The sequence below is a fragment of the Duganella sp. Root336D2 genome (genome assembly GCF_001425005.1).
In the GTDB taxonomy this organism is placed as follows: domain Bacteria; phylum Pseudomonadota; class Gammaproteobacteria; order Burkholderiales; family Burkholderiaceae_D; genus Rugamonas.
The window spans coordinates 1,084,195-1,110,336 of sequence record NZ_LMDB01000012.1 but is presented as its reverse complement, the minus strand read 5'-3'; the positions used below and the strand labels follow the sequence as shown (position 1 = coordinate 1,110,336).

Annotated in this window: 11 protein-coding genes; 1 reads left to right on the top strand and 10 read right to left on the bottom strand. The window is 64.4% G+C overall.

Annotated features, from left to right (window positions below; genetic code table 11):
* Positions 1-93: 93 nt before the first annotated feature.
* The 7 genes from ASD07_RS15185 to ASD07_RS15155 form a co-directional block, all read right to left on the bottom strand.
* Complete coding sequence (locus ASD07_RS15185) at positions 94-1,089, bottom strand: hypothetical protein (RefSeq protein ID WP_055931666.1); 996 nt, start codon at positions 1,087-1,089, stop codon at positions 94-96.
* Between the two features lie 7 nt (positions 1,090-1,096).
* On the bottom strand, positions 1,097-9,196 hold the full coding sequence (locus ASD07_RS15180; protein WP_055931662.1) for an RHS repeat-associated core domain-containing protein: 8,100 nt from the start codon (positions 9,194-9,196) through the stop codon (positions 1,097-1,099).
* 33 nt (positions 9,197-9,229) lie between these two features.
* Positions 9,230-18,274, bottom strand: coding sequence for a carboxypeptidase regulatory-like domain-containing protein (locus ASD07_RS15175; protein ID WP_162246560.1), 9,045 nt, complete (start codon positions 18,272-18,274; stop codon positions 9,230-9,232).
* A 203-nt stretch (positions 18,275-18,477) separates the two neighbouring features.
* Positions 18,478-19,395: a PD40 domain-containing protein gene (locus ASD07_RS15170; RefSeq protein ID WP_055931639.1), complete on the bottom strand. Its 918-nt coding sequence runs from the start codon at positions 19,393-19,395 to the stop codon at positions 18,478-18,480.
* On the bottom strand, positions 19,392-20,696 hold the full coding sequence (locus ASD07_RS15165) for an MFS transporter (RefSeq protein WP_082507325.1): 1,305 nt from the start codon (positions 20,694-20,696) through the stop codon (positions 19,392-19,394). The genes ASD07_RS15170 and ASD07_RS15165 overlap by 4 nt, the downstream gene beginning before the upstream one ends.
* 113 nt (positions 20,697-20,809) lie before the next feature.
* The gene (locus ASD07_RS15160) at positions 20,810-21,406 is read right to left on the bottom strand and encodes a MarC family protein (protein ID WP_055931634.1); all 597 of its coding nucleotides are present in this window, start codon (positions 21,404-21,406) and stop codon (positions 20,810-20,812) included.
* The gene (locus ASD07_RS15155; RefSeq protein WP_055931630.1) at positions 21,403-22,398 is read right to left on the bottom strand and encodes a hypothetical protein; all 996 of its coding nucleotides are present in this window, start codon (positions 22,396-22,398) and stop codon (positions 21,403-21,405) included. The genes ASD07_RS15160 and ASD07_RS15155 overlap by 4 nt, the downstream gene beginning before the upstream one ends.
* 150 nt (positions 22,399-22,548) lie before the next feature.
* Here ASD07_RS15155 and ASD07_RS15150 point away from each other — a divergent pair, with 150 nt between their 5' ends.
* Positions 22,549-23,001, top strand: coding sequence for an FKBP-type peptidyl-prolyl cis-trans isomerase (locus ASD07_RS15150; protein WP_055931627.1), 453 nt, complete (start codon positions 22,549-22,551; stop codon positions 22,999-23,001).
* Positions 23,002-23,056: 55 nt separating this feature from the next.
* On the opposite strand, the gene ASD07_RS15145 is transcribed toward ASD07_RS15150, so the two are convergent.
* Genes ASD07_RS15145 through ASD07_RS15135 form a run of 3 tightly spaced genes read right to left on the bottom strand, consistent with a single transcriptional unit; the run spans position 23,057 to position 26,093 of the window.
* Entirely contained in the window at positions 23,057-23,602 is a 546-nt protein-coding gene (locus tag ASD07_RS15145; protein ID WP_055931624.1) for a phosphoribosyltransferase, read from the bottom strand.
* 14 nt (positions 23,603-23,616) lie between these two features.
* Positions 23,617-24,927 (bottom strand): adenylosuccinate synthase, encoded by a 1,311-nt coding sequence (locus ASD07_RS15140; RefSeq protein ID WP_055931621.1) that lies wholly within the window; start codon positions 24,925-24,927, stop codon positions 23,617-23,619.
* A gap of 5 nt (positions 24,928-24,932) precedes the next feature.
* Complete coding sequence (locus ASD07_RS15135; RefSeq protein WP_055931618.1) at positions 24,933-26,093, bottom strand: ATP phosphoribosyltransferase regulatory subunit; 1,161 nt, start codon at positions 26,091-26,093, stop codon at positions 24,933-24,935.
* Between the last annotated feature and the right edge of the window lie 49 nt (positions 26,094-26,142).

Below are 26,142 nucleotides of genomic sequence, written 5' to 3'. Positions count from 1 at the left end.
TCACCGGCAAGCGATAGGGGTTTATCGGCCCCCTGCCCCAGGATCCTTACCTTCAATTCGATGGCGGCCACAATCTTGGCACCGAATTGCTCATCAGTCGACGTTGGGATTGGCTAGCAGCTTTGTCTGATATGCCTGCAATGGCTTTGCGTCCGCCAAGTCGCAGGGCGGTGAAAACTCGATCCTGATCGATGGCCTCAGGGCTTTCGGGAACCTCGTCACCTTGAGCACACGCTTGCCATGGGATTGCAACACCGGGACCAGGGCAGCATCGTCAGGCAAATCAAACCCGGCATGCGTTTCCAGCAAGATGTCATACAGGCGGGGAGACTTCGCCAAAATTGCGAAGTCGATCTGCCGCGTTTCCAACCACAAGCCGGCGCATTCCAGAAGCGGCATGTTGGCGATCCAGGCCAAATCGGTTTGCGTTGCTTGCTCGGCTTCTATAAACAGGTAGCGCAGTTTTTCAAGGGAATGAACCGCGCTGATATCGCGCAGCTTCTTCGCCTCGTCGATTTCGAGGATCTCAAGATTCCTCGCTTGGCCGATTTCCGACACATCTTCAAGTTTCTTCGCGCCCAACAGGCGCAATTCCCTGAGACCGTTCAGTGCTTTGCTGCCCTTCAGACCAGTCAGGACACAGCGGCGCAAACGCATTGCCTCCAGATCCTGCGCCTCCGAGAGGAAGGTGAGATCGGACACTTTCAATCCTTCCAGGTCCAGGTAGCGCAGGCGCGGATGATTCAAGTGCCGTTTATCCAAGCCCGATGCATCCTCACACTGCACGACTTCCAGCGCTGGTAACTGGCGCAAGTCAAATTTTGGCTGAGGCAGCTCGTCCCCGAAGGTAATGCGCCGCACAGCCGTCAACCGCTCAAGGCCCGCCGACGAATCGACGTCAGGGTAGTACAGCCAATGCACCCGGTCAGCGAAATCAGCCAGTGGTTCGAAGCTGCCTAAGGCGCTTTTAGGCTCAACGCCATCGTACTTCCATTGTGCAACAGCCTGGCGGCTTGCGTCATCCCAGTCGAACAATCGCAGGATTACACGACCGGGCTGCCCATTCAATTCACACATCTCAGCGCTCATCTAACCCTCAAATCTTTGGACACATCAATTTTTTGAAGACATTGTAATCGCGCTTCAGTGGATTGTCGGGTCCAATTGCACGGTTCTTGTTCAACAGGTCGTGGCCCGATTTTTCCAGGATATCCATGACCAGCTGTTCAACCTTGAACAATGCTTCCTTTCCGCCCGGGACATTGAAACGCATCAGGATCTTTGCGTTCGCCTTCCAAAGGTTCTTGCCTTTCTTGACCGCTTCGTCGATGTGCTGCTGCAAGCGATTTTCGATGCCAACCGACTGGCCAACATACAGCCCTCCACTCGCCATATCGATCAGGATGTAGATGCCGTAATCAACCGCTTGTTCTGCAATAGCAGCACCCAGGTCACAGCCAAAGCGGGAGAACGCCTGGCGGATCCCGGCGACCGCGCTGTTCTGCATCGAACTCTGGCCGTCCAATGCGGCCATCTGCCCGCCCAGCGTTTCATTTCCGCTCGGGTCAACCATGTTGACCGGATCGTCATTCGCATACGCATACCGATGCAGCGAAATCGGCTGGCTAGGGACACCGGTAAACCGGTCCATGGAAACAAAGCGGCCGCTTTCCAAGTCAACCCAGCGCGCACGGTTGTACTGCAGACCTGCGAGCGTATCGAAGTATTCGCCGGTATAACGGTAAGCAGTATTCGTCGTGCCGCTTTGCTCCAGCACCTGGCCGAAGGCATCGTAGCGGTAGCTCCCTGCTGCTTGTCCGTCGTCGCCGGTCAGGATCCGCACGCTGCCGTGCGGATCAGAGTGGTAGAACGTGCCCTGCCCGCCGCGGACTTCACGAATCAGTTCGGTGCCCCATACATAACGGGTAGACTCTGTGCTGTCTGCCGCAACTTCCGTTTGCTCCAGCACCTGGGCAAACGGGAACGTGGAATCAACCAGGAAGGTGGTCTGCCTGGTCTTTTCACCATTCTCGCCAAACTCGGCCTTCGCTACACGATTGCCATTGCCGTCGTAGGCAAATTGCGCGACCGTCCTGGCCTGGGCCTGGGACGTACCCCGTTTGACTTCAACCAGGCGATTATCGCCATCCCAGCCATAGAAGTTTTGAAGCCCGCCTACCGCTTTGCTCAGAAGGTTGCCGTTAGCGTCCCAGGCATAGGTGGTCTCCATCCGGCTGCTGCCGGTGCTCGTCGTTTCCGATAGCAGCCGGTCGTTGCTGTCGTAGTTGTAGTTCGTGATCGCAGTCACTGCGCCACTTGTACGAGTGCGCTCGATGCGGTTGCCAACCTTGTCATACTTGTATTGCGTATCACTGTCGGCAGCCGGGTTGCGGGCATGGACCTGTTCACGCGTCAGACGACCATAGGCGTCGAACTCAAAATCATTCGTCACGACAGGGTTTGACAGTGTTTCTCCGGCCAGCGTGCTGCCTGCATCGAATTCCGCGATCTGGGTGCGGCGGCCGTTTGCATCAAGCACGTACCGCACGCCGAACACAATGGAATTGTCGCCGCGGGACTGCAGCCCCTGCACCAGGCGGCCATTCGCATCGTAGCTGTAACGCGCTGTGATGCCGTCCGGCGTAGCTACCGTCGCCAGCTTGCCGTCCGCCGCATACTCGTAGGTAGTTGCCTTGCCATCGACATCGGTCACCTTCTCGAGGCGGCGCTGTTTATCGAAGCTATAGCGCACTGTGCCAGCTGCGGTGGAGCGGGCCACGATATTGCCAACCTGGTCGTACTCGTAAGCGATGAAGCCGCCATCCGGATTGGCCTGGCGCGCGAGGCGATCCGCATTATCGTAAGTAAATGTCGTCGTACCAGCAGCCAGCCCCTTGCCTGCCAGCGTCACGGCAGCAGGCTTGCCGGTCGCGGTGTACGTCGTACTGATGGTGCCGCCATCCGGGCGCACTACCATGTCAGTGCGGCCCACAACATCCACAGCGAAACGTGTCACCTTGCCTGCGAAGTCGGTCTTGCCCGTCTGGTTGCCTGCGGCATCGTATTCGAAGCGCTCCAACTTCCCATCCGGCAGCTTGCGTTCAGTCATGCGGGCGTTGCCATCATAGGTCCAGCGCGTGACCCGCCCTTCGGCGTCAGTCTGGCTGGTCTTATTGCCCAGCTCATCGTACTCGAAGACAGTCGCCTGGCCGCTGGCCGCGGCAGTCATGGTAACTTTCTTCAGGCGCCAAGCGCCATCGTACTCGTAGGTCTTTTCATTGCCGGCGTAGTCTTTCTCAGACTGCTTGGTGTTCGCCACAGTCCATACCGTCGTAGCAAACTTCCCATCCGGCAGCGAAGCCTTCACCAGGCGATCCAGGCCGTCGTACTCATACTTCGTTACGCGGCCCGAGGCGTCCGTCATGACGGAGACGTTGCCGTTTTTGTCGTATTCGAACTTGGTCTCTGCGCCACCCGGGGTCTTAAGGCTGGTCAGACGGCCGGCCGCGTCGTAGCCGTTAGCGGTGCGCTGGCCCAACTGGTCGGTCACGCCCACCAGGCGCCCTGCTGCGTCATACTCGCTGTTGATCGTGCCGCCATCCGGGAGAATTGTCTTGGCGCGGCGGTTCAATGCATCGTATTCGTGGCGCGTGACGCGGCCAGCCCGGTCGGTGCTGGCGACAAGGTTGCGCTCCGCGTCGTACTCGTTGAGCTCCGAGGTGCCGTCCGGATAAGTGATCTTGCTGACCTGTCCGCGCACCGTGTAAGCAAAGCTGGTACGGCGGCCAAGCGCGTCGACCTTTGCCAGCACCTGCCCACCGGCGTTATATTCAGTCTTGGTCACGAAGCCCAAGGCATCGGTTTCCTCGATCGCACGACCTTCTGCATCCAGCTTGCGGGTGATGGTGTAAGTCTTGGGCGCACCATCCTGAATGACCGTCCAGCTACGGCTAGTTTCCTGGTTATTGGTGTTATAGCCGTAAGTTATCTTGGTGCCGGCACCGTCGGTCTCTGTGGCCGGGGTGCCCTTGAGGTTATAGGTGAACGTCCTGCTGCGACCAGCCACTCGCACCGAAGTCATATTGCGGGCGCCGTCATACCCGACCGCACTGACCCGCCCCATCGGCTCGGTCACCGACTGCGACCCCATCAAGGAATAACCGAAACTGGTTATATTGCCATTCGGGTCGACGATCTTCTCAACATAAGTGCCGGAAGTGCTGTCGTATTCCCATTTCGTTTCATTGCCGACAGCGTCGGTTTCCGAGGTCTGCTTGCCGGTGCGCTGATTGAATACGCGGGCGGTACGGCCGCCTAATGGATCGGTCAGGGACGATTCATTGCCAAGCGCGTCGTACTCAAAGCTAGTTTTATTTCCAAGCGCATCGATCTTCTCAGTGACATTCCCTTTGGCGTCGTAAGCGTAGACGGTCTTGTTGCCGCGGCGGTCGGTGATCGTTTCGCGGTTGGACGTACCATCATGCTGCAACTGGATTGCCTTGCCTTCTGCGTCGTACGCAGCAACCAGCCTGCCCTCTTCGTCATACACGTAGCGCGCAGCGACATTCCCGTTCGGATCCGTGTACTGCACCAGCCCATGCGCACGGTTATAGGCATAACTCGAGTCGGCATTGACACGGTTGGTGGCTTTCACGAGGTCGCCGGCCGCATCATAGTTGTAGGTGATCGCTTTGCCGGAAGGATCGGTCACCGCCGTTATACGGTTCTGCGCGTCACGGGTGAAGCTGACCGACTGGCCGCCGCTGTGCAGAATGCCATTACGGCCATAGGTCAGCGTATTCCCGGCCGGATCCTTGACCTGTACGATGCCGATGCCTTCTGTGATGTAGTAGCTGAAGTTATCTTCGGTGACAAGCTTGAATTGCTTGGGGTTCCAGGTCTCCAGCGCATCCATGTCGAACAGTTGGCCACCCTGGGCGACCAGGTTCGGCACGTTGACGATTTCGAGCGTGCTGGTGGTGCCCGGCAGCGGAGTGAAGTAGACATCCACTGGTGGAATTGTTCCCATCGCACATTCCTGGCGATTGGCAGCGGTGAAGCGCTCTACTTTGCCGTCAGGAAGGGTAATGTTTATCTTGCGCTTACCAGCCGGCACGATGCACAACAAGAGCTGGGTTGAGCGTGCAATGACGTCCCATTGCAAGCCAATCACCATGTTCTTGCGCACCTGGACGTTCTGGTAGTCGACGCTCCAGCCGTAGCCAAAGTCCAGTTTCTCGTCCTTGCGGCGAGTATCGTAGGTACGCGAGACGCGGATTGGGACGCCGGCAGCTTCCAGGTCAAGGTCGATATACGTCAGTGCGAACTGGCCGATTTTCAGGTCGCGGTAGATATCGACGGTGATCATCTGGGTCTGCTGGCGGCCGTTGGCGTCGACCACGCTCAGCACCAGCTCATAGATGCCGTTTGCCAGCTGGGTCGGATCAAGCTTGCCCAGCACGCCGTTGGTCACTGCGCTGGTACCGCGCGCAATCTCGCTCCAAGCGCTGCCGCCGGAAGGGCGCAGCAGCAGCTGGTAGTAGGCCAGGCTGGCAGCCGTGGCGGTACCGGTCACGTTGACTGGTGCCGTCACTTCGGCGTCATCCACCGGGGCGGTAATCTGCGCCACTGGCGTGCTGCTGTCTGCCGGGTCACGCACGCTGTAGGTGCCAACGCGGGTGATGGTGCCCTGGCTGTCGGCGACCCTGGCGGTGATCTGGTGCGCGCCAATGGCGGCACCGGTCACGACCGCATGGCCTTCGACCGTCAGCGGCACGTTCTGGCCGTCGATGGACAGGGTGCGCGTGACGTTGCCGCTGCCGCCGGTGCTCAGCACGTCAACGGTCACGGTTTCGCCCAGGTTGATGACCTGTGGCGCAATACGCAGGCTGGCGTCGAGCGGGACTTCCTGGCCGACAGTCAGCTGGTAGCGCTGTTCTGCGTAAGCGCGGCCGTTGTCGGCGCGCACGGTGACGTTCCAGGTGCCCGACACCGGCTTGCTCCAGCTGATCACGCCATCGGCGGAAATCGCCATGCCGGTCGGCGCGTCGCGCAATGTGTACACCAGTGCCGCGCCCTTCGGATCGGTGGCCAGCACGGCATAGTTATACAGCTGGTTGGCGCCGCCGCTGATGACCGGGGCGCTGGTAATGACCGGGGCGCCGGTGACGGCGCCGGCATCGAAGCCACCGCTGGTGTCCAGTCCCGCGGCGATGGTGCCGGCCAGGATGTCGCAAGCACTGCTGCCCTGCACTGAGGCCAGGCGTGCCAGGAACAGGCCGCTGGCCACGTCGGCCTGGCCCGCATAGAAACTCCAGCGGGTGGTGCTGCCGGCCTCGCCCAGCACACTGGCCAGCGTATCGTTGACCGGTTGCGCGGCTTGCGCGGCTGGTACCGCGGCGGCGGCGCCTTGCAGCGGGCTGGCCAGCGCCAGCCAGGTGGTGCCATTCGGCAGGTACAGGGCGGAAGTGGCATAGCCGGTCTCGCCATTCAGGCGATAGCTGCCGGCGCCGCTGGCATCTTGCATTGCCAGGCCGTGACCGTTCCAGTTGCCGATATTGACCGGACCTTGTGCCACCAGCACGCGGCTGCCCGCTGCGGCGGCATTGCTGATGTCGGCGGCTGCGGTAGCGGCAATGTCTACCTGCGGCAGGATCGCCGCTGCGTTGGCGCCGGTCACGGCAAACACTTTGCTGCCTGCGCTTGCGGCGGCATTCAGTGCTTTAACCGGCGACGCTGCCTGGCCTGGCGTTTGTGCGCTGGTGAACAGCTTGGCCAGCACCAGGTGGCCGTATGCGGCATTGCGCTCGTTGGCTTGCTTGATATATGCCGATGGCGCCAGGCCGCCGCTGTTCTGCGCTACGGCGCTGTCCAGGCGATCGATGTCCAGCACTACGCCTGGGAAGCGCACCTTGTTGACAATGCCCATCACCATTTCGGGCTGGGCCTGCGCAACCGCGCGGCCGTACGACGGCTGGCGTACATCCACCACGCGCGCTGCGCGCTGGAACACGCCGGCATTGGCGTCCACCGTGGCGAAGTAGCCCAGTGCAGCGTGGTACAGCAGGTCGCCGCTGACGTCGTCGCGCGCCAGGCTGGCGCCCTGCCCGCCTGCCAGCTTGGCCTGGGTGGCGTTCAGGCGCGCCTTGACGGCGGCAAGTTGGCCGGCCGAGATGCCTTGCGCATCCACCGCGATGGCGTGGTAGTCGCCGGCGTGCGCGCCGAACGACGACTCGTTCCAGTCGCCGCTGGAGGGGTCGAAGCTGGCGATGCTGCCAGCCAGCTCGCTGCCCAGCACGAAGCTGCCGCCGCTGGCGACGACTGCGCCGTCAGCACGGATTTCCGCTTTCACGCGCACCAGGTAGCCCGGTACTTCGAGCGGCAATTCGTTCGGCTGGATCGGGCTGCCGTCGGCGTGCGGCTTTGGCATATAGGACGCCAGCACATCGGCATCGGCCTGGCTGGCCGGCACGAAACTCAGGGTCAGGCGTTTGTTGGCAACCGAAGCCAGGCTGCCGCTGTAGCTGACGGCTGGGCTATTGGCGGCCTGCTGCGCAGCCCCCGCAAACAGTTGCAGGCGCAGCTGCCAGCGCAGGTTGTCGGGCAGCGTGTTGACAATGGTGCCTTGCGCCACCTTGGTGTACGGCAGGCTGCCCAGCAGGATGCTGTAGTTGCGGGCGGCGATGCTGCGGTTGCCCAGCACATCGCCTACCGTCAGGTCGGCACCCTTCTGGCCCAGGTAGTTGTTCAGGCGCGATTTATAGTCGGTATAACCGGCTTGCAGGTTTGCCAGGTTCAGGTTCTGCGCATAGTCCGCGGTACAGACGGCGCCCTGGCGCACCTGGCCAAGCAGTCCGGTCTCATTCAGGCTGACGGCATTGGCCAGGTCCAGGCCCGGCTTGCTGTCCATTTGCTTGAAGCTGGCGTCCAGTGGTACCCAGGCGCCCGGCGCCTTGTTGACGCCACCGCGGCTTGGCGAGAAGTCGACAAACGCTTCCACCCACACGTGCTCAAGCTGGATGGCGCCCACCTGGCCGGCCTGGCTCACGGCGCGATTCGGGATGCCGGCCTGCGCCAGCAATGCCTGCGCGGCGGCGGCATTGTCTACGCCCAGCCAGTTATTGACTTTCGCGACCGGGACTTCAATGGTGCCATATACATAGCGCGAGGCGATGCCGGCGGCGCGGTTGAGCGCGATCAACAGGCTGGCGGTGTCGGTGGCGCTGCCGCGGCGCGCCAGCAGCGTGGCGTCCGCGTCCTGCCTGGCGCCGAAGCCCGGCGCATAAGCGACGTTGTTGCGTACCCAGTTGTAGATGGCGACCGGATTGTTGCCCAGCTGTGCCGCCAGCGCCCGCACGGCCGGCGACAGCACGACTTCACCCTGCTCGGCCAGGTCGCCCGGCTGCACGGCTTGCGGCAGGATCGCATCCGGCAGCGCAATGCCGCTCAGCGAACCGGCGGCGGCCAGCAGCACGGAGCGCGGGAAGCGCTTCTCGTGCTGGCGCTCGGTCATCGCAACATCCGGCGGCGCCTTTTTCTTCTTGCCCCATGCATGGCCCTTGCCCTGCTCACCCCGCCCCGGCAGGCTGGAATGGCGTTTCATCAGCCTGGCCAGCTCGGCCAGCGCAATTTGCACCGCGCCCTTGCCGCCTGCTGCCGCATCGAGGGCAGCCATTGCCGTTTTCAGTTCCGCATTGCGGGCGCCGAATTCCTGCATCGCCGCCTGGTGGCGCGCCAGGATTTCGCCGCTGGCCAGGCCTGCCGCGCGCAGGTGCGCTTCGGTGGCGGCAAAGGACTGCGCCATCACCGCCTCTTCCTTCCTCAGGCGCAGGTACTGCGCGCGCAGCGCATTGACCTGCGCCAGCGCATCGGCGCCGCGGCCGGCTGCCAGGTCGGCATCCGATTTATTGGCCATCTCTTCCATCTGCGACAGCGCAAAGCCATAGGTCTGCGTCGGCGCGGCCACGGGAGCTGCCTTGGCTGCGGTGGCCGCGGCGAGACGCCGCCAGCCTTTGCCGGTGGGGATGCCGTTGCTGTCCACGCCGGGCTGGCTGCCGCCCGTTGCGCCGGCCAGCGGCTGCAGTGTGAAGGGAGCTGGGGTCTGAGCAAAAGCGACTACCGGCGCTACCGTGCTGCTGGCAAAAGTGGCCAGCAGGGCGGAGGCAATGATGCGTTGCATGGTGCTGTTACGGAACATGGTCTTTTCCTGGCTATCTTCGTTCGTGTTTTCTTATTGCTGCGGCTGCAAGCGGCTCCAGCGCCATTCGGCTTCACGCAGGACGCAATCGATTTGCTGGCGGATCGCTGCCGTGTCGTTCGGCAGCGCCAGCAAGTTGTCGCTCGCGTCCAGCAGCGAGGCGATCGCTGCCGCGTAACCGGCCTGGGTACCGGCACTGAAGTAGCCCATGCCTGCCCGCACTGCATTGGCAGCGTTGTCGCGCGGCTTGCGGTACTTCGGATGGGTTACCGTCAGCTTGTCGATCGCACCCAGCGCCGCGTTGCCGTACAGGCTGGCGCTGTTGACGGTCACGCCGCGTTGCAGCTTGTCGCCGTACTGCACGGCGCTGCCTTTATCCAGCCAGCTCACCGTGGTCTCCAGCAGGTACTGGCCGGCCGTCTCCGGCGCCCTCACTTGCAGGTCCAGGTTGGCCGCCTGGCCGGCCGGCAGCGCCAGCGTCCAGCGTACGGTGTTGCTGGCCTGGTCGAATACCGCCTCCGGTGCCGACGACTGGTAGCTTGCGCCAGCCGGCAGCTTGACCGTCACTTCCAGTTCCACCGCTTCGGACTGGTTGCTGATTGTCGTGCGCATCGGCACCAGGGCGCCGCCCATCGGCACTTCGGCCACATTCGGCATGACTGCGGCCAGCGCCGAGCGCAGTACCGGCAGCCAGCCCTGCTCCCCGGCCAGGCTGCTGGCCAGGTCGAAGGCAAACAGCATCGAATGGCCGTTGCCATACGCATTGCTGAACACCGCAGGTCCGGCGTTCTGCGGCAGGACTGCGTCGAAGTCGGCCTGCGCCGTGCTGCCGTTCGCAATCGGCTTCAGTGCCCGGCCTACGGAAACCAGGCGCTGGTTCTCGAACAGCGGACCATTGAAGCGCACCGCCAGCCCGGTCTGGCCGATCTTGCCGCGGTACAGGATGCCGGTCACGCTGTCGAACACCTTGTTGCGGTTGTCGTGCACGCCGTCCACGATCAGGCCTTCGCCGCCGTTGATGCGTTCGCGCAGTTCGGCTACCTGCTGGGCATTCATCTTGTCCTCCTTGCCGGAGATCCAGTAGGTGTTGAACATGCCGCTGCGCAGCTTGGCCTGGAATGCTGCAGGGCTGGTCACCACCAGGTGCGGCACTTCCAGCTCGCTCAGCGCGGCATCGATCGCGTGCATGCGTTCGGTCTCGCAGACCGGCGGCTTGCCGTCATTGCCCGGCGCATCGTTCTCGTCGTCGTTGCAGGACACCAGGGCCAGCACGCGGTTGCCTGCCACCAGGTGCTGCTCGATGCCCAGCTTGACGTCAGGCCTGGACTTCGGCAGCAGCTGGAAGGCATCCTGGGCCAGCGTCATCTGCTTGCCACCGACAGTTGCACCCAGCTTGGCCACGTAGTTGCGCCCTGCTTCGCCGTCGGCCAGCCAGTTGCCGGCGCCGTTGTAGACGCCGCCCACGGCCACGCTGGCGCTGTACGGGAATTCCGCCCGCACTTGCTGCGCCACCGGATCGAGCAGGCTGACGGTCAGCGGCAGGTTATCCAGCGCGCTGTTGCCGTTGTTGACCACCTGGAAGGTGAAGGCCAGGCTGTCGCCGATCGGAACCATCTTGGGCATGGCGGTAATGCTGCCGCCCAGGCCGTAGCCGGTTTCCGCGCTCGAGCTGACGGCATAGGATGCGCTGCGGCGGTCGAGCACGCGGCCCGCGCTGTCGCGCAGCTGCTGCTCGACGCGGTAGGTGCCCGGCAGCGCATTCACCATGCGGAACGGCGAAGCGAAGTCCAGTTTTGTCCCAGGCGCCAGTTGCACGATGGCGTGCGCCTTGCCGAAGACCTGGGCATTGGACTGGTCGTAGACCTGGATCGCCAGCGTCAGGTTTTCCATCGTCACGTTGGCCGACTGGCCGATCACGCGCGAGGCGATGGCCACGCGGTCGGTTGGAGCGTAGTTCTGCTTGTCCACTGCCAGCGTGGACACGGCAGCCGCCTGCGACAGGTCGGCCAGCACGCGGAAGTCGACGCTGGCGCTGGCCACAGCCTGGCCGTTTTCGCTCAGCATGGCGCGCGCTGTATAGACGCCCGGCTGCAGCTGGCCGGCTGCATAGGCGCCGTTGACCTGCAGCGTGCCGCCGGCCGGAATGCCGACAGCCTGCTGCGTCACCGTGTTCACCAGTTCGCCGCGCGCATCGTAGACATCCACGCGCAGGTCGCCGTTGGCCACTTCGGTATTGGCGTTGCCCAGCGAGGTGGTGAGCAGGGCGCTCTCCCCTGCCAGGTATTCAGGCTTGTCGGTGGTGGCGCCGATATTGACCACGTTGGTCGCGCGCACCATCGGCACTTTCAGCGGCACGGTGACGTCGCCGGCTGCGAAAGTATTCTGGAAGCTGATGAAGCCCGAATCAAGGGTGGCGCGTACTTCGCCCAGCTTCATGCCATCCTGGTTGGCAGAGAAGCAGACCTGGGATCCCTGCGCAGTCACGTCGCGCAGGTTCCAGACGTACTCGGTGCGTCCATCAGGCAGCGGCACTACCGCGCTCGGCGGCTTGCTGGCGCCGGTCAGCTGCTGGCTTGGCTTGGCCACCAGGTGGGCTTGCACGCCGATCGCGCCGCAAGTCACCGGCACCTGCCAGATCGACTGGTCGTTGTCGTTCCACATCAGGATGCGGTTGTTGAAGCGGTCGAACGCCAGGTAATCGATGTCGGCCAGGTTCGGTGCGATGGTGCGGGCATCGAACAGGCGCGCGATCTGGCCAGTGCGCGGCACCACCTGCGCCAGCGAGTATTCCTCGCCGCTCTGGCCGATGCGCGACCACTGGTATGGCGCGATATAGAAATTGTCGGCGCAGTCGGCCGCGATGTTCGGGTAGCCGTCGCCTTCGAAGTATGGATGGTCGTTGCCGTCGGCCTTGCTGAAGATCGCCACCGAGCTGCCGTCCGGCTTGACCATCGACACCGAGTGGTTCTCGTTTTGCACGTACACGTTGTCGCGGCCGTCGACCGCAATGCCGCGCGGGCTCGGGAAGCCGCTGGTGGCAACTGTCGACACCACGCCCTGCTGGGTGACCTTGAGCAGCTTGCCCACGGTACCGACCAGCACCTCGTCGCGGCTGTTGACCTGCACACCGGCGGCGTTATTCACGCCCAGGTCGGCCACTACCGTCTTCACGCCCTCGCGGGTGATGCGCAGCACCTCGTAGCGGCTGGTGCTGTTATTGCGCGAAGCGACGTAGAAGTTTTCCTGCGAGTCGCTGGCCAGGCCGAACGCCAGGTTCATGCCGCTGGCGACCACGGTGCTGCTGCCCGAGGCGTCGGTGCGGTACAACTGGCTGGAATCGGTCACATACAGCTTGCCGGAACGGTCGCTGGCCATGCCGCGCGGGGTCAGGCTCTTGCTGACGGTACGCACCTGGCCCATCTCGACGCGCGAGATGGTGGTGTAGTCGGCGCCCTTCAGGTCCAGGCACATCTGCAGTGCGCTGTCGCCCGGCGGCAGTTCGCTGCGCGCGGCGGTCAGCTGGCTCTGGGCGTTCGGGCCCACGTGCAGGAAGTTCTGCATGGCGCCGTCGGTGCCGCTGCGGCTCATCTCGATGCGGAAGTCGCCGCCGTACGGCGGCACCCAGGTGCCGAAGTTCAGCTTCTGGTAGCTGCCGTCGATGCCCAGCTCCGCCATCGGCACAGTGGACTCGAATACCACGCTGCCGACGGCAGGCGGCTGCGCCGGTGCGCTTTGCGTCATCGCATACAGCACACCGACCGAGCTGTCGTTCTGCGCCACCAGGTAGGACTGGCTGTCGCTGGCCACGGCCACGCCGTTCAGTTGCCAGCGGTTGACCAGGTTGTTCACCAGCAGGTCCGAAACCACGCCATCGGTGCCGACGCGCACCACCGCACCATTGCTGCCGACGGCCAGCATGCTGCCGTCCGGCGCCAGGTCGAAGGCCGACATGCCGGAAGGGACATTGGCCAGGTGGTCCACCTTGCCGTCCTGGAAGCTGACGATGGTGTTGTTATTGATGTTCAGCGTCAGCGTCGCACCGCCAGGGGCCTGGCGCAGCGCGACCGGGTTGGACAGGCCGGAGGCAAATACCTCGGCCACCCAGCCCGCAGGCTGGCTGCGCAGCTTCGTCAGCTGGCTGGTGCTGCGGTTGGCCATCAGCAGCTGGCCGCCCTCCGCCAGCAGGCCGTTGATGCCGCCCATGTCGGACAGGTTGCTGACGATGCCGGCGGTGCTGATGCGGTCCACGCCGCTGGTGCGCGAGACAAACAGTTCGCCCGCGCTGTTGAACGCCAGGCCGACCGGAGATGTCAAGCGCGCGTAGATGCTGCCCGCCGGGCCGGCCGCCGGGTCGAAGCGCAGCACCATATTGTTGGAGTTGCTGGCCGCGTACAGCTTGCCGCTGGCGTCAAAGGCCAGGCCCTGCGGCGCGCGCAGGCCGGCAAAGTCGAGTTCCACCGTCTTGCCAGGCGACAGGACGACAACGCGGCCGTCATCCCAATACGAATATGCCAGGCCGCCGTCGTTGCGCAGCGCCAGGCCGCCCAGGGTATAGCTGCCCGGGTTGTAATACTGCTCGTAGACCTTGGCGCCGCCCACGTATTTGTTGATGCTGCCGCTGGAGGCCGTGCCATAGGTCACGCCGTTCACATGGGCCAGGTAGCGCGCCTGGAACTTGCCCATATAGCTTGGGTAGGCATCGCCGGCGTACCACATGAAGCGTTCGGCGTTGTCGGAGAAGCGCATCTCGCTGCCGCTGAACACGATTGCGGTCGGGTTCTCGAAACCGTGCAGGCGCGCCACTTCCTCGCCGGCCATGGTGTGCGCGGTAAGCATGTACAGGCTGTCGTCCACCACCCACAGCTTGTTGTCCGGGCTGACGGCGCCGAAGGAAATATTCCCGTTCGGGCCGACGGTGCCGCGCGCCATCAGCAGCGTGCTGGCGCCGGTCAGGGTATTGACCCGGTAAGTCTTGTCGTAGTTGAAGATGATGATCTCGTTTTCGCCGCCGGCGGTCCAGTTGTAGATATAGGACGACGAGAACGTGACCGGGGTCAGTGCGCCTTCCGGCGACACGCGATAGAAGCCGCCGCCGGTGCGCAGCACCAGGTTGCCTGCGGTATCGGTCTGCAGGTCGGTCATGCTGGCGGTGGACGGATAGTTCGCCAGCGTCACCAGTTCGCTCAAGGTGCCCGCGGTATCGAGCTTGTGGATCTTGCGGTTGGAATAGTCGCTCAGGTAAATATTGCCGGCCGGGTCGACTGCCACCGCGTAGGGGGTGAACGGCAGGTTGCTGCGCACGGTCGTCACCACGCCGGCCGAGTCGACACGCACCAGGGTGGAGCCGCTCAGGGCCAGCACCGAACCCGGGGTGATATCCGGCGTCCAGTTGGTATAGTTGAAGCCGCGGTGCCAGTATTTGTACTCGCCGCCGGCATAGCGCACCATGCTGCCCGAGTTGCGGATATAGATATCGCCGTTGGCTGCGGCGCGCACCTGGTAAGGACGCACCAGCAGGCTTTCGGTTGTCCCGAGCTTGCCGCCGTCCGGCGCGAACCTGGTGACGCGGTTGCCGTTGTATTCAGTCACGTGCACATTGCCCGAGCCATCCAGCGCAATGCCGAGCGGACCGCTCAGGCCAACGGCGAAGTTGCTTTTCACACCGTTGCTGATGCGGGTCACCTTGCCGTTGCCGTATTCGGTCACCAGGTAGTCGCCGTTAGGCAGCACCACCAGGTTGTACGGCTGCGACATGCCGTTGGCGACGAAGCTGACATTGTTCTGCGCATCCTTGCGGCGCAGCGTGCCGTCGCCGGAGTTGAGCAGCAGCAGGTCGCCGTTCAGGTCATACGCCATGCCGCGCGGCTGGTAGCCGAAGCCGCGTGCGAACAGGCGCACCGTGCCGTTCGGCTGCACGCTGTGGATCGAATCGTTGTTGGTGTCGCTGACGTACAGGATGCCGCTGCCGTCGAAGGCCAGTCCGTACGGCGTGCCCAGGCCGGTGGCATACACGCTGGCCTCCCCTGCCGGCGTAATCTTGGACACGCGCGCCAGGTCTGCCTCGGCCACGTAGAAGTTGCCGGCCGCGTCGCGCGCGATGCCTTGCGGGTTGCGCAGGTTGCGCACGAACGGCGAGATCTTGCCGTCGCTGGCCGAGACCTTCACCAGGGTACCGTCGCTGCTATTGGTCACCACGAAGTTGCCGGCATCGTCCTTCACCAGCGCCACCGGCGCCGAGAAGCCGTTGCGCGCCAGAATGGTTTCCTGGCCGTTGTCGGCGCGCAGCACCAGGCGGCTCTCGCCGTTGAAGCGGCCGGCCATCAGCAGGCCATCCGCAGTGGCACTCAGCGCCGCGATGTCATTGATCTGCGTAGTGTCGAAGCGCGTCTGCACACCCTGCGGCGTCAGGCGGTACAGCACCGCGTTGTAAGCGGCCCAGATATTGCCGGCCGCATCCAGCGTGACGTCGGCGAACGGCACATTGTTGGGCAGCTGGCCCAGCACTGTCTGCGTGCCATTGGTATCCAGGCGCAGCACCTTGCCTTCGTAATAGTTGACGGTGTACAGCCAGCCTTCCGGTGCGATCTTCAGCTTGCGCGCGCGCATCAGCGGCGCGCCGCTGGCCAAGGTGCGTACATTGGCTTCGGTCTGGCCGTTGACAGGTTCCTGCGCCGCCAGGATGACCTTCAGCTGCATATCGCCCGAGGCCAGCGCCTGGTTGCCGTTATTGACCACGTCGCCGGTGAAGGTGACCACGGTCTTGGCGCCAGCTTGCGCCAGCGGCGGGTCGGCCAGCACGCCGCCAGCCAGGCGCGGCGCGGTCAGCACTTCGAAATCGCCGTCCGCCTCCGCCACCACGCGGCCCGATTCGTCGAAGGCGCGCGCCTTGATGGTGTAGGCGCCGCCCGGCAGGCGCAGCGTATTCCACTCCAGCATCAGCTCCAGCGTGCTGTTGGCGCCCAGCGCCAGCGGACGGTTGTCCGGTTCCTGGCCGCGCCAGCTCACGCCAGGGTTGCCCAGGTAGGTGTGGACGATATTGCCTTCCTTGTTGATTACCTGCGCCGTCACCAGCACGGTGGCGGCCTTGGCGGCATTGTTGGCCAGCAGGATCTCGAGCGGAATCATGCCGGTCGCGTAGTAGCTGTGCTGCGGTGTTGCGACCTTGATGAAGCTGATGTCGGCCGCGCTGCTGTCGCGCTTTTGCAGCTTGACGTCGACCGTTGCATTGCCCGGCTGCGGCAGCGCCACGTTCAGCACTTGCGAGAAATAGTCCGCCGCGCCCACGTTCAGTGCGAAGCCGGTGCCGCTGATGCCGGCGATCTGGTACTTGCCCGCCGCATCGGTGACCACCGGCGTACCCTGCCCTTGCACCGCCACGCTGGCGCCGGCTACCGGGGCGCCGGTGGCGCCATCGGTCACCACGCCGCTCAGGGTGGAGGAAGTGGGCATCGGCGACAGCGCGATGTCGCCGATCGAATTCGGGCCGGCTACCGCCATGCCGCTGCCGCTGACTGCCTGGTAGCCTGCCGCGCTGGCCGCAATGGTGATTGCGCCCGGCGTCACATTGGCCACGCTGAAGGCGCCGCCGGCGGTGGTGGTTACAGTCTTGCCGGCCACTTGCACCGTGGCGCCGACGATGCCGGCCTTGGTGGCGGCGTTGACCACCTTGCCGCTGATGGTGGCGCTGGTCGGTTCAGGCTTGGAGGCCGGGGTCATGCCGGGCGAGAAGGTGTAGCTGGTATTGGCCACCACATCCAGGTTGACGCTGACCGTACGATAGTTCGGCGCGGTGACCGTGACCGTCAGCGGGCCCGGGCTCAGGTTGGTGATGGTGAAGGCGCCGCTGGCATTGGTGGTAGCCGCAGCGGTGCCTGCCGCCACCACGGCGCCCGCCAGCGGTTGGCCGCTGTCGTTGCGCACAATGCCGGACAGGGTCGCGCTCAGCGAAGCAGGCGCCAGCGCCACGGTGCCGATGCTCAGGCTCTGGCCGGTGCCGACACTCAGGCTGACATCGCGGCTGGCATAGCCCAGGCGGGCAAAGCGCAGCGTCAGGTTGCCGGCGCTGATGCCGGACAGGGTGAAATTGCCGTTGGCATCGCTGCCGGCAGCGGCGTCGCCGCCCGCCACCACTTGCACGCTGGCGCCGGCCAGCGGCAGACCGCTGGCGGCATCGGCCACCAGGCCGCGCACGGAGGCGCTGCCATTGCTTGCCGGCGGATGGTTGACCAGGTACAGCGCACGCAGGGCCACCGCGGTCAGGTAAGGATCGTCGTTCCAGCTGCCGTTGGCCAGCTGGGTGGCCAGCAGCGCATCGGAAGCAGGTTTCAGAATGGCCTGGTCGGCGGTCTGGGTGGCCAGCACCCACAGCGCCAGGGCATTGTCGAAAGGATTGCCGAAGTTGCCGGCCACATTGCGCTGCGCCAGCAGCCAGTTCAGCGACTGCGCGCTGAAGGAGCTCGCACCCTGCTGGCTGGACCAGGCGGCCGACGCCAGCATGGCTTTCAGCGTCGCGTACATGCTGGCCTGGCGGTTGACGGCAAACGAACCGTCTGCCATGTGGTTGGCATCGAGGAAGGCCAGCGCGCGCGTCACCGCAGCCGCGTCGGGCTGGGCGCCGCCGGCACGCTGGGCCAGCAGCATCCACGAGGTGTCGGCAATGTTCGAGCTATAGCCGCCGTCGCCGCCGTAACCGCCGTCGCTGTTCTGGCGCTTTTGCAGTTCTTCGATCAGGGCCGGCTGCGCCACGCCGCCGTAGCCCAGGGCCCAGGCGCGCCGTGCCATGTATTCGGTGCTGAGGTCTTGCTCGGCCGTAAGCGCCTGCCGCAGCGGCGCCTGGCTGGCGGCCGGTGCGCCCAGCAGCTTGAGGGTGTACAGCGATTCGCTGCGGGCCTGCAGCGGCGTTGCTATCGATGCCGCCTCGCCGCCCAGCGAGCCGTCAGGCTGGACCTGGGCTTGCAGCCAGACCAAGCCGCGGCTCAGGGGGGTGTCCTGCGCCGTGGCGGGCGCACTGAACAGCATGAGTTGGAGGAGCAATGCAAACGACAGGAGGCCGCTGGCGGCCGTGCGGACGAGTTTCACGTTCATTCCCTGGCTAGTAAGGTATTAATGCCTTTTGGCAATATCGCCCGCTAGCTTAGCAGAATGTCTTTTATGATATTTTTTTAAAAAGATAAATTTGTATTCTTCCCAGCACTAAAAAATAGTGCTAGGACTGCCTTTCCCTAGGGAAAAGGACGGATTACATACTTTGCAACTTGCAATGTGATAGTGTTGCAAGAACGCTAATCGTACAGGCTCGGCGAACCGCCGCCGGCGCGCAACACCGTGGACGGAGTGTTTCCGGCCGCAGCCCGCAGCACCACATCGGTTTCGCCGCCGTCCGGCTGGCCCGGGCGCGCCAGTTCATAGGCGATGGTGGCGTCGTCCAGCCACAGGATCTGGTCGTCGATGCTGCGCGTTTCCTGCAGCACCCATTCGCGCCCGTTGGCCGGCTCGTAAATGGCAGGCAGCCAGCCGCCTTCGGGCTTGCGGCGCTTGAAGGCGATGCGCTTGCCGTCCGGTGAAAACGATGGGCATTCCATCTCCTTGCGCAGCAGCACCAGGGTTTTCGCCGCCAGGTCGCCCTGCGCCAGGAACACCGCGCCGCCCGCCCCCACCGTGGCCACGAAGCGCCCCTGCGCATTCGGGTCGAAGCTGACGCCCCAGACATTGAAGCGCCGTGCCGGCATCTGCAACGTCGCGCTTTCTACCACGCGGAAGGTGGACAGATCGGCCAGCAGGCGCTTGCGCGCCACGTCGATCACATAAGTGCGGGTGGTGAAGTCGGTCCCGGTGTAGGTATGGCCGCCGGAAAAGCCGGTGAATGCAGCCAGGGCGCCGTTTGGCGCGACGCGCACCCGGCTCGCCAGCAGCACGTTCGGGAACGACAGCGTCTGCGTCACCTGCCCTGCCTTGTCGGCCAGGTCCAGCTTCAGGCCCTGTCCCGGCACAGCGCGCAGGCAGGCCAGTACGCCGGCGCTGTAATGCAGGCGTTCGCAGCGCAACCCCAGCTGGCCCTGCGCCTGCCCGCCGGGCATTTTCAGCACGTCGACCCGGCCGGCATCGGCGCCCAGCGTGTGGCGCGCCAGCAGCGAGGCTGCGGAAGCAGGCGCGACGGTGAATGACAGGCAGGCAAGTGCGGCTAGCAGCGTGGACTTCATGGCGTTTCGGGCAGCAGTTGGGCCGGCAGGCCGGCAAGGCGCAGCGGATTGAACAGGGCGAACAGGGCGAGTGCGCACAGCAGGCCGGCGCCGTATACCAGCACGGCGCCGTTCACGTCATAGCGGTCCCACAGCAGGCCAAACAGCACGGATGACGCCAGCTTGGCGGCAGCGATGCCGGCCGCAAACAATGCCAGGCTCATGCTGCGCGCCGCTGGCGGCACGGCAGCCGCGACGGCAGCCATCAGCACGCCATCGGTGGCGGCCACATAGCAGCCAAGCAGCAGCACCAGGCCGGCAGCCTGCCACACCGGCGGCGTAGCGCCGGCGGCGCCGCACAGCAGGCCATACAAGGGCAGCAGGACGATGTGGGCACCAAGGAAAACGCGCAAGCGGCCGGCACGGTCGGCCAGCCAGCCGATCGGCGCCGCCAGCAACAGGAAGGCCGCTGCAGTGCCAACCGGCAGCAAAGGCTGCATATAGGGTTCCAGCGCAAAGCTTTGCTGCATCTGCGCGTAGATCATGCCCTCGCTGACTGTGAACAGCGACAGCAGCATGGCAGCGGCCAGCAGCTTGCGGCAAGCCGGCGGCAGGCAGCGCTGCCAGTGCGCGCGCAGCGACAGGCGCTCCCGCGCGGCTGGCGCAGTCGCCGATTGGAAAGCGGGGGCAGTGGCGGGCACCAGCCGGCCGAAAATGGCGATGCCGGCCACGGCAAAGGCCAGGGCAACCAGGAATAACAGGGTGTACTGCTGCGGCGCCAGCCACAGCAGGCCCGCTGCCAGCAACGGCCCGGCCAGGGCCCCTGCCCCATCCATCGCACGGTGCGTACCGAAGGCCAGTCCCAGCTGGTGCGACGGCACGCTGGCGGCCAGGATGGTATCGCGCGGCGCAGCGCGCAGGCCCTTGCCCATGCGGTCCAGCGCCAGGCAGGCAACGATGGCGGCAAAAGTGCCGCTGGCCAGCAAGGCCAGCTTGGCCAGCACCGACATCGCATAACCGGCGCCTGCAATCAGTTTGCTGCGCCCGCTGCCGTAAGTAAGCGCGCCGCCGAGCAGCAAGGCTGCCACCGCCGCGCCGCCGCGGAACAGGCCGTCGGCTACGCCGAATTCGGCCGGCGACAGGTGCAGGGCCAGCATCAGGTAGACCGGCAGCACGCTGGCCACCATCTCGGTCGAAACATCCGTCAGCAGGCTGGTGGCGCCCAGCGCATATACCGTGCGCGGCAAGGCCTGTCCGGGCTGGCGCTGCGCGCCGCGGCGGCTGCGCCACTGGTTGTAAATCTCGGCGAAATACATCGGCATTCCTGATTAGCCCGGCGGGCGACGCGCTAGCTTAGCAGAAGAGCCACAACTCTCCCAAAGGCGCTGTTGTAAAAACTGGAATCGAATCGCTGCCGCAGTCCTGCCTGCCGCGCTTACAGCGTCTTGACGAATTCGCGCACGCCGCCCAGCAGCATTTCGATCGACATCGCGGCCAGGATCAGGCCCATCAGGCGTTCGAAGGCCGTCATCACCTGCGAGCCAAGGGCTTTCTGCAGGCGTTCGGCGCCCAGGAACACCACCAGCCACACCACCACCACGGCTGACAGCGCAGCCACGTGCGTGAGCACCTCGCCGGTGCTCTCGCGCGAGAACAGCAGCACGGTCGCCAGCGCGGAAGGTCCGGCCAGCGCAGGAATCGCCAGCGGCACGATGAACGGTTCGCCGCCCTCCTGCCTGCCCAGCACCCCGTCCGGATGCGGGAACACCATGCGGATCGCGATCAGCAGCAGGATCACGCTGCCGGCAATGCGCAGCGACGCTTCCGACAGGCTCAGCGCCTTGAGGAAGTGGCTGCCGAAGAACATGAACACCAGCAGCACCACAAAGGCGATCAGGCATTCGCGCACGACGATTTTCGGGCGCCGCTTGGGCGGCACCGTGGCCAGCGCCGATGCAAAAATGGGAACATTGCCGAACGGGTCGGTCACCAGCATCAGCAGGATGAAGGTCTGGAAGAAGTCTTGGGTCATGAGTGCGAGTTTACACCACTGGCTTGCGTCGGCGAAGTGGCAGCTGAACCGCCCTTGCCCAGCTTGCGGTCGCACGCTTCGACGCCGGCCACGTCCGGCCATAGCTCGGGCAAGATCCGCTCGCCCAGCTCCTGGCGCAGTTTGAGGTAGGTTGCGCGGTCATTGGCGCGGCAGGCGAAGGATGCGAACTTGTTGCGGCCGCGCAGGTCTTGCGGATGGCGCTGCAGCAGGTCTTCGAAGCCGCTCTTCACCATGCGCCAGTCCGGCAGGCCGCGCTGCTCGCGGAACTGGATCGCCTCGCTGCCATTGCCGTCTTCGCGCCAGTACAGGCGCGCATACATGGCGCCGCCCTCGACCGCCTTGGTGAAGAACATGGCGCGCCGCGCAAACTGGTCGAACTGCACCGCGCTGCCGCCCGAACGCGGACTGTAGGCGCGCGCCATGGCAAAGTGGATCTGCTGGTCATTCGGGAAGGCCTGCACCGCGTCCAGGTAGGCGCTGGCGGCGCCGCGCCGCGAGCCGGCGCCTTCCAGCTGGAGGCTGATGTTCAGGCTATGCCACAGCGGACAGGCATTGGCCTGCGCCTTGACATGCTGCAGGCGGGCGATGCCGCGCCCCAGCTGCTCCTGGTAGAACTGCATCGCTTCCTTCGGCAGGTGGCCGATAGCGCCCAGCCGCAATTGCGCGGCATAGGCGCGCCAGTAGATGGCCTCCACCAGGGCCTGCGCCAGCGCTTCGGGCGCCTGCTGGCGCCATTGCTCCAGCGCGTTGCGCTCCGCTTCCCAGGTTTGCGTGGCGCGGAAATAGCTGTCGAACTGTATTTCGAAAGCGGCTGCATCGGCTGCGCAGGTTTCGCGCAAGCCGCGCTCGATGCTGTCGAATTTGCGCTCGGCCCACTGCTTTTGCAGCACGGCCGGCTTCGCGGCCGGAGCGCCGCCTGGCTCCGCGGGAGACACCGCCAGCATCACAGAGAACAACATCGAAGGAAACATCGCAATCCCGGCAACTTGCAAAATGATGCCAAGAATTGTATAGGCATTTCTTTACGGAAATATCTCGAATTGCCACTGCCTGCCTTTTTTTTCGCACTTTGTGGCGGATTCAGTACACTCGCTTCTTTCCGTTTATTTTGAAAGAAAATAATGAAGCGATTGTTCTCCTCCTGCCTTATCGGCGTCGGCCTCACCCTGGCTTTGGCAGGCTGCGACCGCGGCAAGGCGCCGGCCCCCGCCTCCTCCCAGGCCGAGGCGCCCGCCATTGCCCTGCAAAAGATCGATACCGTGGTCGGCACCGGCAAGGAAGCGGTCGCAGGCGCCAACGTCGCAGTCAACTACACCGGCTGGATTTACGAACCGAACTCGCCGCAGCAGCACGGCGCGCAATTCGACTCCTCCATCGGCCGCAGCCCGTTCAACTTCCCGCTCGGCGCCGGGCAGGTGATTCCCGGCTGGGACCAGGGCGTGCAGGGCATGAAAGTCGGCGGCAAACGCACCCTGATCGTGCCTGCCAGCCTGGGCTATGGCAGCAACGGCGTCGGCCCGATCCCGCCCAATTCCAACCTGGTCTTCGACGTCGAATTGCTGGAAGTACGCTGAAAAAAAAAAGCGGAAGGACTTTCATCCTTCCGCTTTCATTTGAGACTGGCTGCTATTACGCGCCAGTTTCGCCTTTCTTGATCCAGGCCGCCAGCTGGTGCGGGCGCAGGCCGTCGTAGTCTTCGAACGGCTGGTGGATCCATGGGTTGTGCGGCAGTTCTTCCATCTGGTAGTCAGGCTTGAACGCGGAGCAGCCCTTGGTCCAGATCACGGCCGAACGCACTTCGGTCACGCCTTCGAAATTCTCCTTCAGGTGCTTCATCACCTTGGTCAGGGTCACGCCGGAATCTGCCAGGTCGTCGACCAGCAGAATCTTGCCGGACAGCGGGCCCTTGGTCATGGTCATGTACTTGGCGATATCCAGGTCGCCGCGCACGGTGCCGGCTTCTTCGCGGTAGGAGCTGGTCGACAGGATCGCCAGCGGCACGTCGAAGATGCGCGAGAACACGTCGCCCGGACGCACGCCGCCGCGCGCCAGGCACAGCACCATGTCGAACTTCCAGCCCGATTCATGGACCTTCAGCGCCAGGCGCTCGATCAGGCGGTGGTACTCGTCCCAGCTAACCCACAGGTGCTTTTGGTCGGATACAGGAGTGGTCATGCTCTTTTTCTTTCTTATTCAAATGGGTGGCGCAGGACGATGGTCTCTTCGCGGTCAGGGCCGGTCGATACCATGTCGATCGGCACGCCGACCACTTCTTCGATGCGCTTGATGTAGGCGCGTGCGGCTGCCGGCAGCGCGTCCATCGACTTGGCGCCGACGGTGCTTTCACTCCAGCCTGGCATCTCTTCGTAGATCGGCTGGCACAGCGCCGCATCTTCAGCGCCGACCGGGAAGATGTCGGAGTGCTTGCCGTTGATGGTGTAGCCGGTGCAGATCTTCAGGGTTTCCAGGCCGTCCAGCACGTCCAGCTTGGTCAGGCACATGCCCGACACGCCGTTGATCTGCACCGAGCGGCGCAGCAGCGCTGCATCGAACCAGCCGCAACGGCGGGCACGGCCGGTCACGGTGCCGAACTCGTGGCCCACGGAGGACAAGTGGTGGCCAACGCCTGCATCGGTCGGCAGTTCGGATGGGAACGGGCCGGAACCAACGCGGGTGGTGTAGGCCTTGGTGATGCCCAGGATGTAGTGCAGCATGCCAGGACCGACGCCGGCGCCGGCAGCGGCATTACCCGCCACGCAGTTCGACGAGGTGACGAACGGGTAGGTGCCGTGGTCGACGTCCAGCAGCGAGCCTTGCGCGCCTTCGAACAGCAGCGAGCCGCCGGCCTTGTGGGTGGCGTACAGGGCGGACGAGACGTCGGTCACCATCGGGCGCAGGCGCGGCACGTAGGCCAGCGCGTCGTCCAGGGTCTTCTGGTAATCGATCTTCGGTGCTTTGAGATAGTTTTCCAGGACGTAGTTGTGGTAGTCCAGGTTCTCTTTCAGCTTCTCGGCAAAGCGCTCTGCGTTCAGCAGGTCGGCCACGCGGATGGCGCGGCGGGCGACTTTGTCTTCGTATGCAGGGCCGATGCCTTTGCCGGTGGTGCCGATCTTGGCGGCGCCGCGCGCGGCTTCACGGGCGGCATCCAGTGCGGTGTGGTAAGGCAGGATGACCGGGCAAGCCTCGGAGATCTTCAGGCGGGAAGACACTTCCACGCCGGCCGCTTCCAGCTTGTCGATCTCGCGCAGCACGTCGGGCACGGACAGCACGACGCCGTTACCGATGTAGCAGGCCACGCCTGGGCGCATGATGCCCGAAGGGATCAGCTGCAGGGCGGTCTTGACGCCGCCGATCACGAGGGTGTGGCCCGCGTTGTGGCCGCCCTGGAAGCGCACCACGCCCTGGGCGTGTTCGGTCAGCCAGTCGACGATCTTGCCCTTGCCTTCATCGCCCCACTGGGTGCCGATAACAACAACGTTCTTTGCAGTTTTGTTTGACATCACAATTAACCTAAGTTTTTGAGAATCCAGTTACTACCACTTTCGTCGAGCACCAGCGCGCGATCGCACTCGAACTCGTCCTGTTCATCGTTGTGACCCGGCAGCGACTGGATCACAACTTCGCCGCACTTGCGCAGTTCGGCGATTTTTTCCTTCAATTCCGGTGCATTGCCCCACGGCGCGCGGATCGAATGCTTGCGCTCCGCGGTGGGCAGCAGGCGCGCCAGCTCGCGCAGGTCCAGCGAGAAGCCGGTGGCCGGACGGGCGCGGCCGAATGCTTCGCCCACGTGGTCGTAGCGGCCGCCGCGTGCCACAGCGTTCGGCAGGCCCGGCACGTACAGCGCGAACATGGCGCCGCTCTCGTACTGGTAGCCGCGCAGGTCGGCCAGGTCGATCGCCACTTCGGCGCGGCCGATGGCCGATGCCGCCAGCGCGGCCAGTTCGGCCAGCGCATGGGTGATGCCCGGCAGTGCCGGCAGCACCTCGCGCGCTCGCTTCAGCACGTCCACGTCGCCGTACAGGTTCGGCAATGCCAGCAGCGCGGCGCGCGTCGCGTCGTTGTAGCTGGCGGTCTGCTGCTGCAGGCCCGGCACGTCCTTGCCGCGCAACAGCGCCACGATGGCGTCGTAATCCCTGGTCGCCGCCGGATCCTGCGCCAGGATCGCGCGCAGCACGCCGACGTGGGTCAGGTCCAGGCGCATGTCGGTAAAGCCGGCCAGGGACAGCGAGCCAAGCGCCAGCTCCTGGATTTCCGCATCCGCTTCCAGGCCGGCATGGCCGTAGATTTCGGCGCCGATCTGGTACGGCTCGCGCGTCGAATGCAGGCCGGATGGACGGGTATGCAATACGGAGCCGGCGTAGCACAGGCGGGTCACGGTGGCGCGGTTCAGCAAGTGGGCGTCGATACGCGCCACCTGCGTCGTCATGTCGGCGCGCAGGCCCAGCATGCGGCCGGAGATCTGGTCCACCAGTTTGAACGTGCGCAGGTCCGTGTCGGTGCCGGCGCCGGCCAGCAGGGACTCGACGTACTCCAGCATCGGCGGCATTACAAGCTCGTAACCGTACAGCCGGAAGTTATCCAGCATCTGACGGCGCAGCTCCTCGATCTTGCGTGCTTCCGAAGGCAAGACGTCGGCAATATATTCGGGCAAAAGCCAATTCGGCATGGTTGGTGCTATTGAATTAAAAACAATGCAGGCGCAACGACGCCACCCA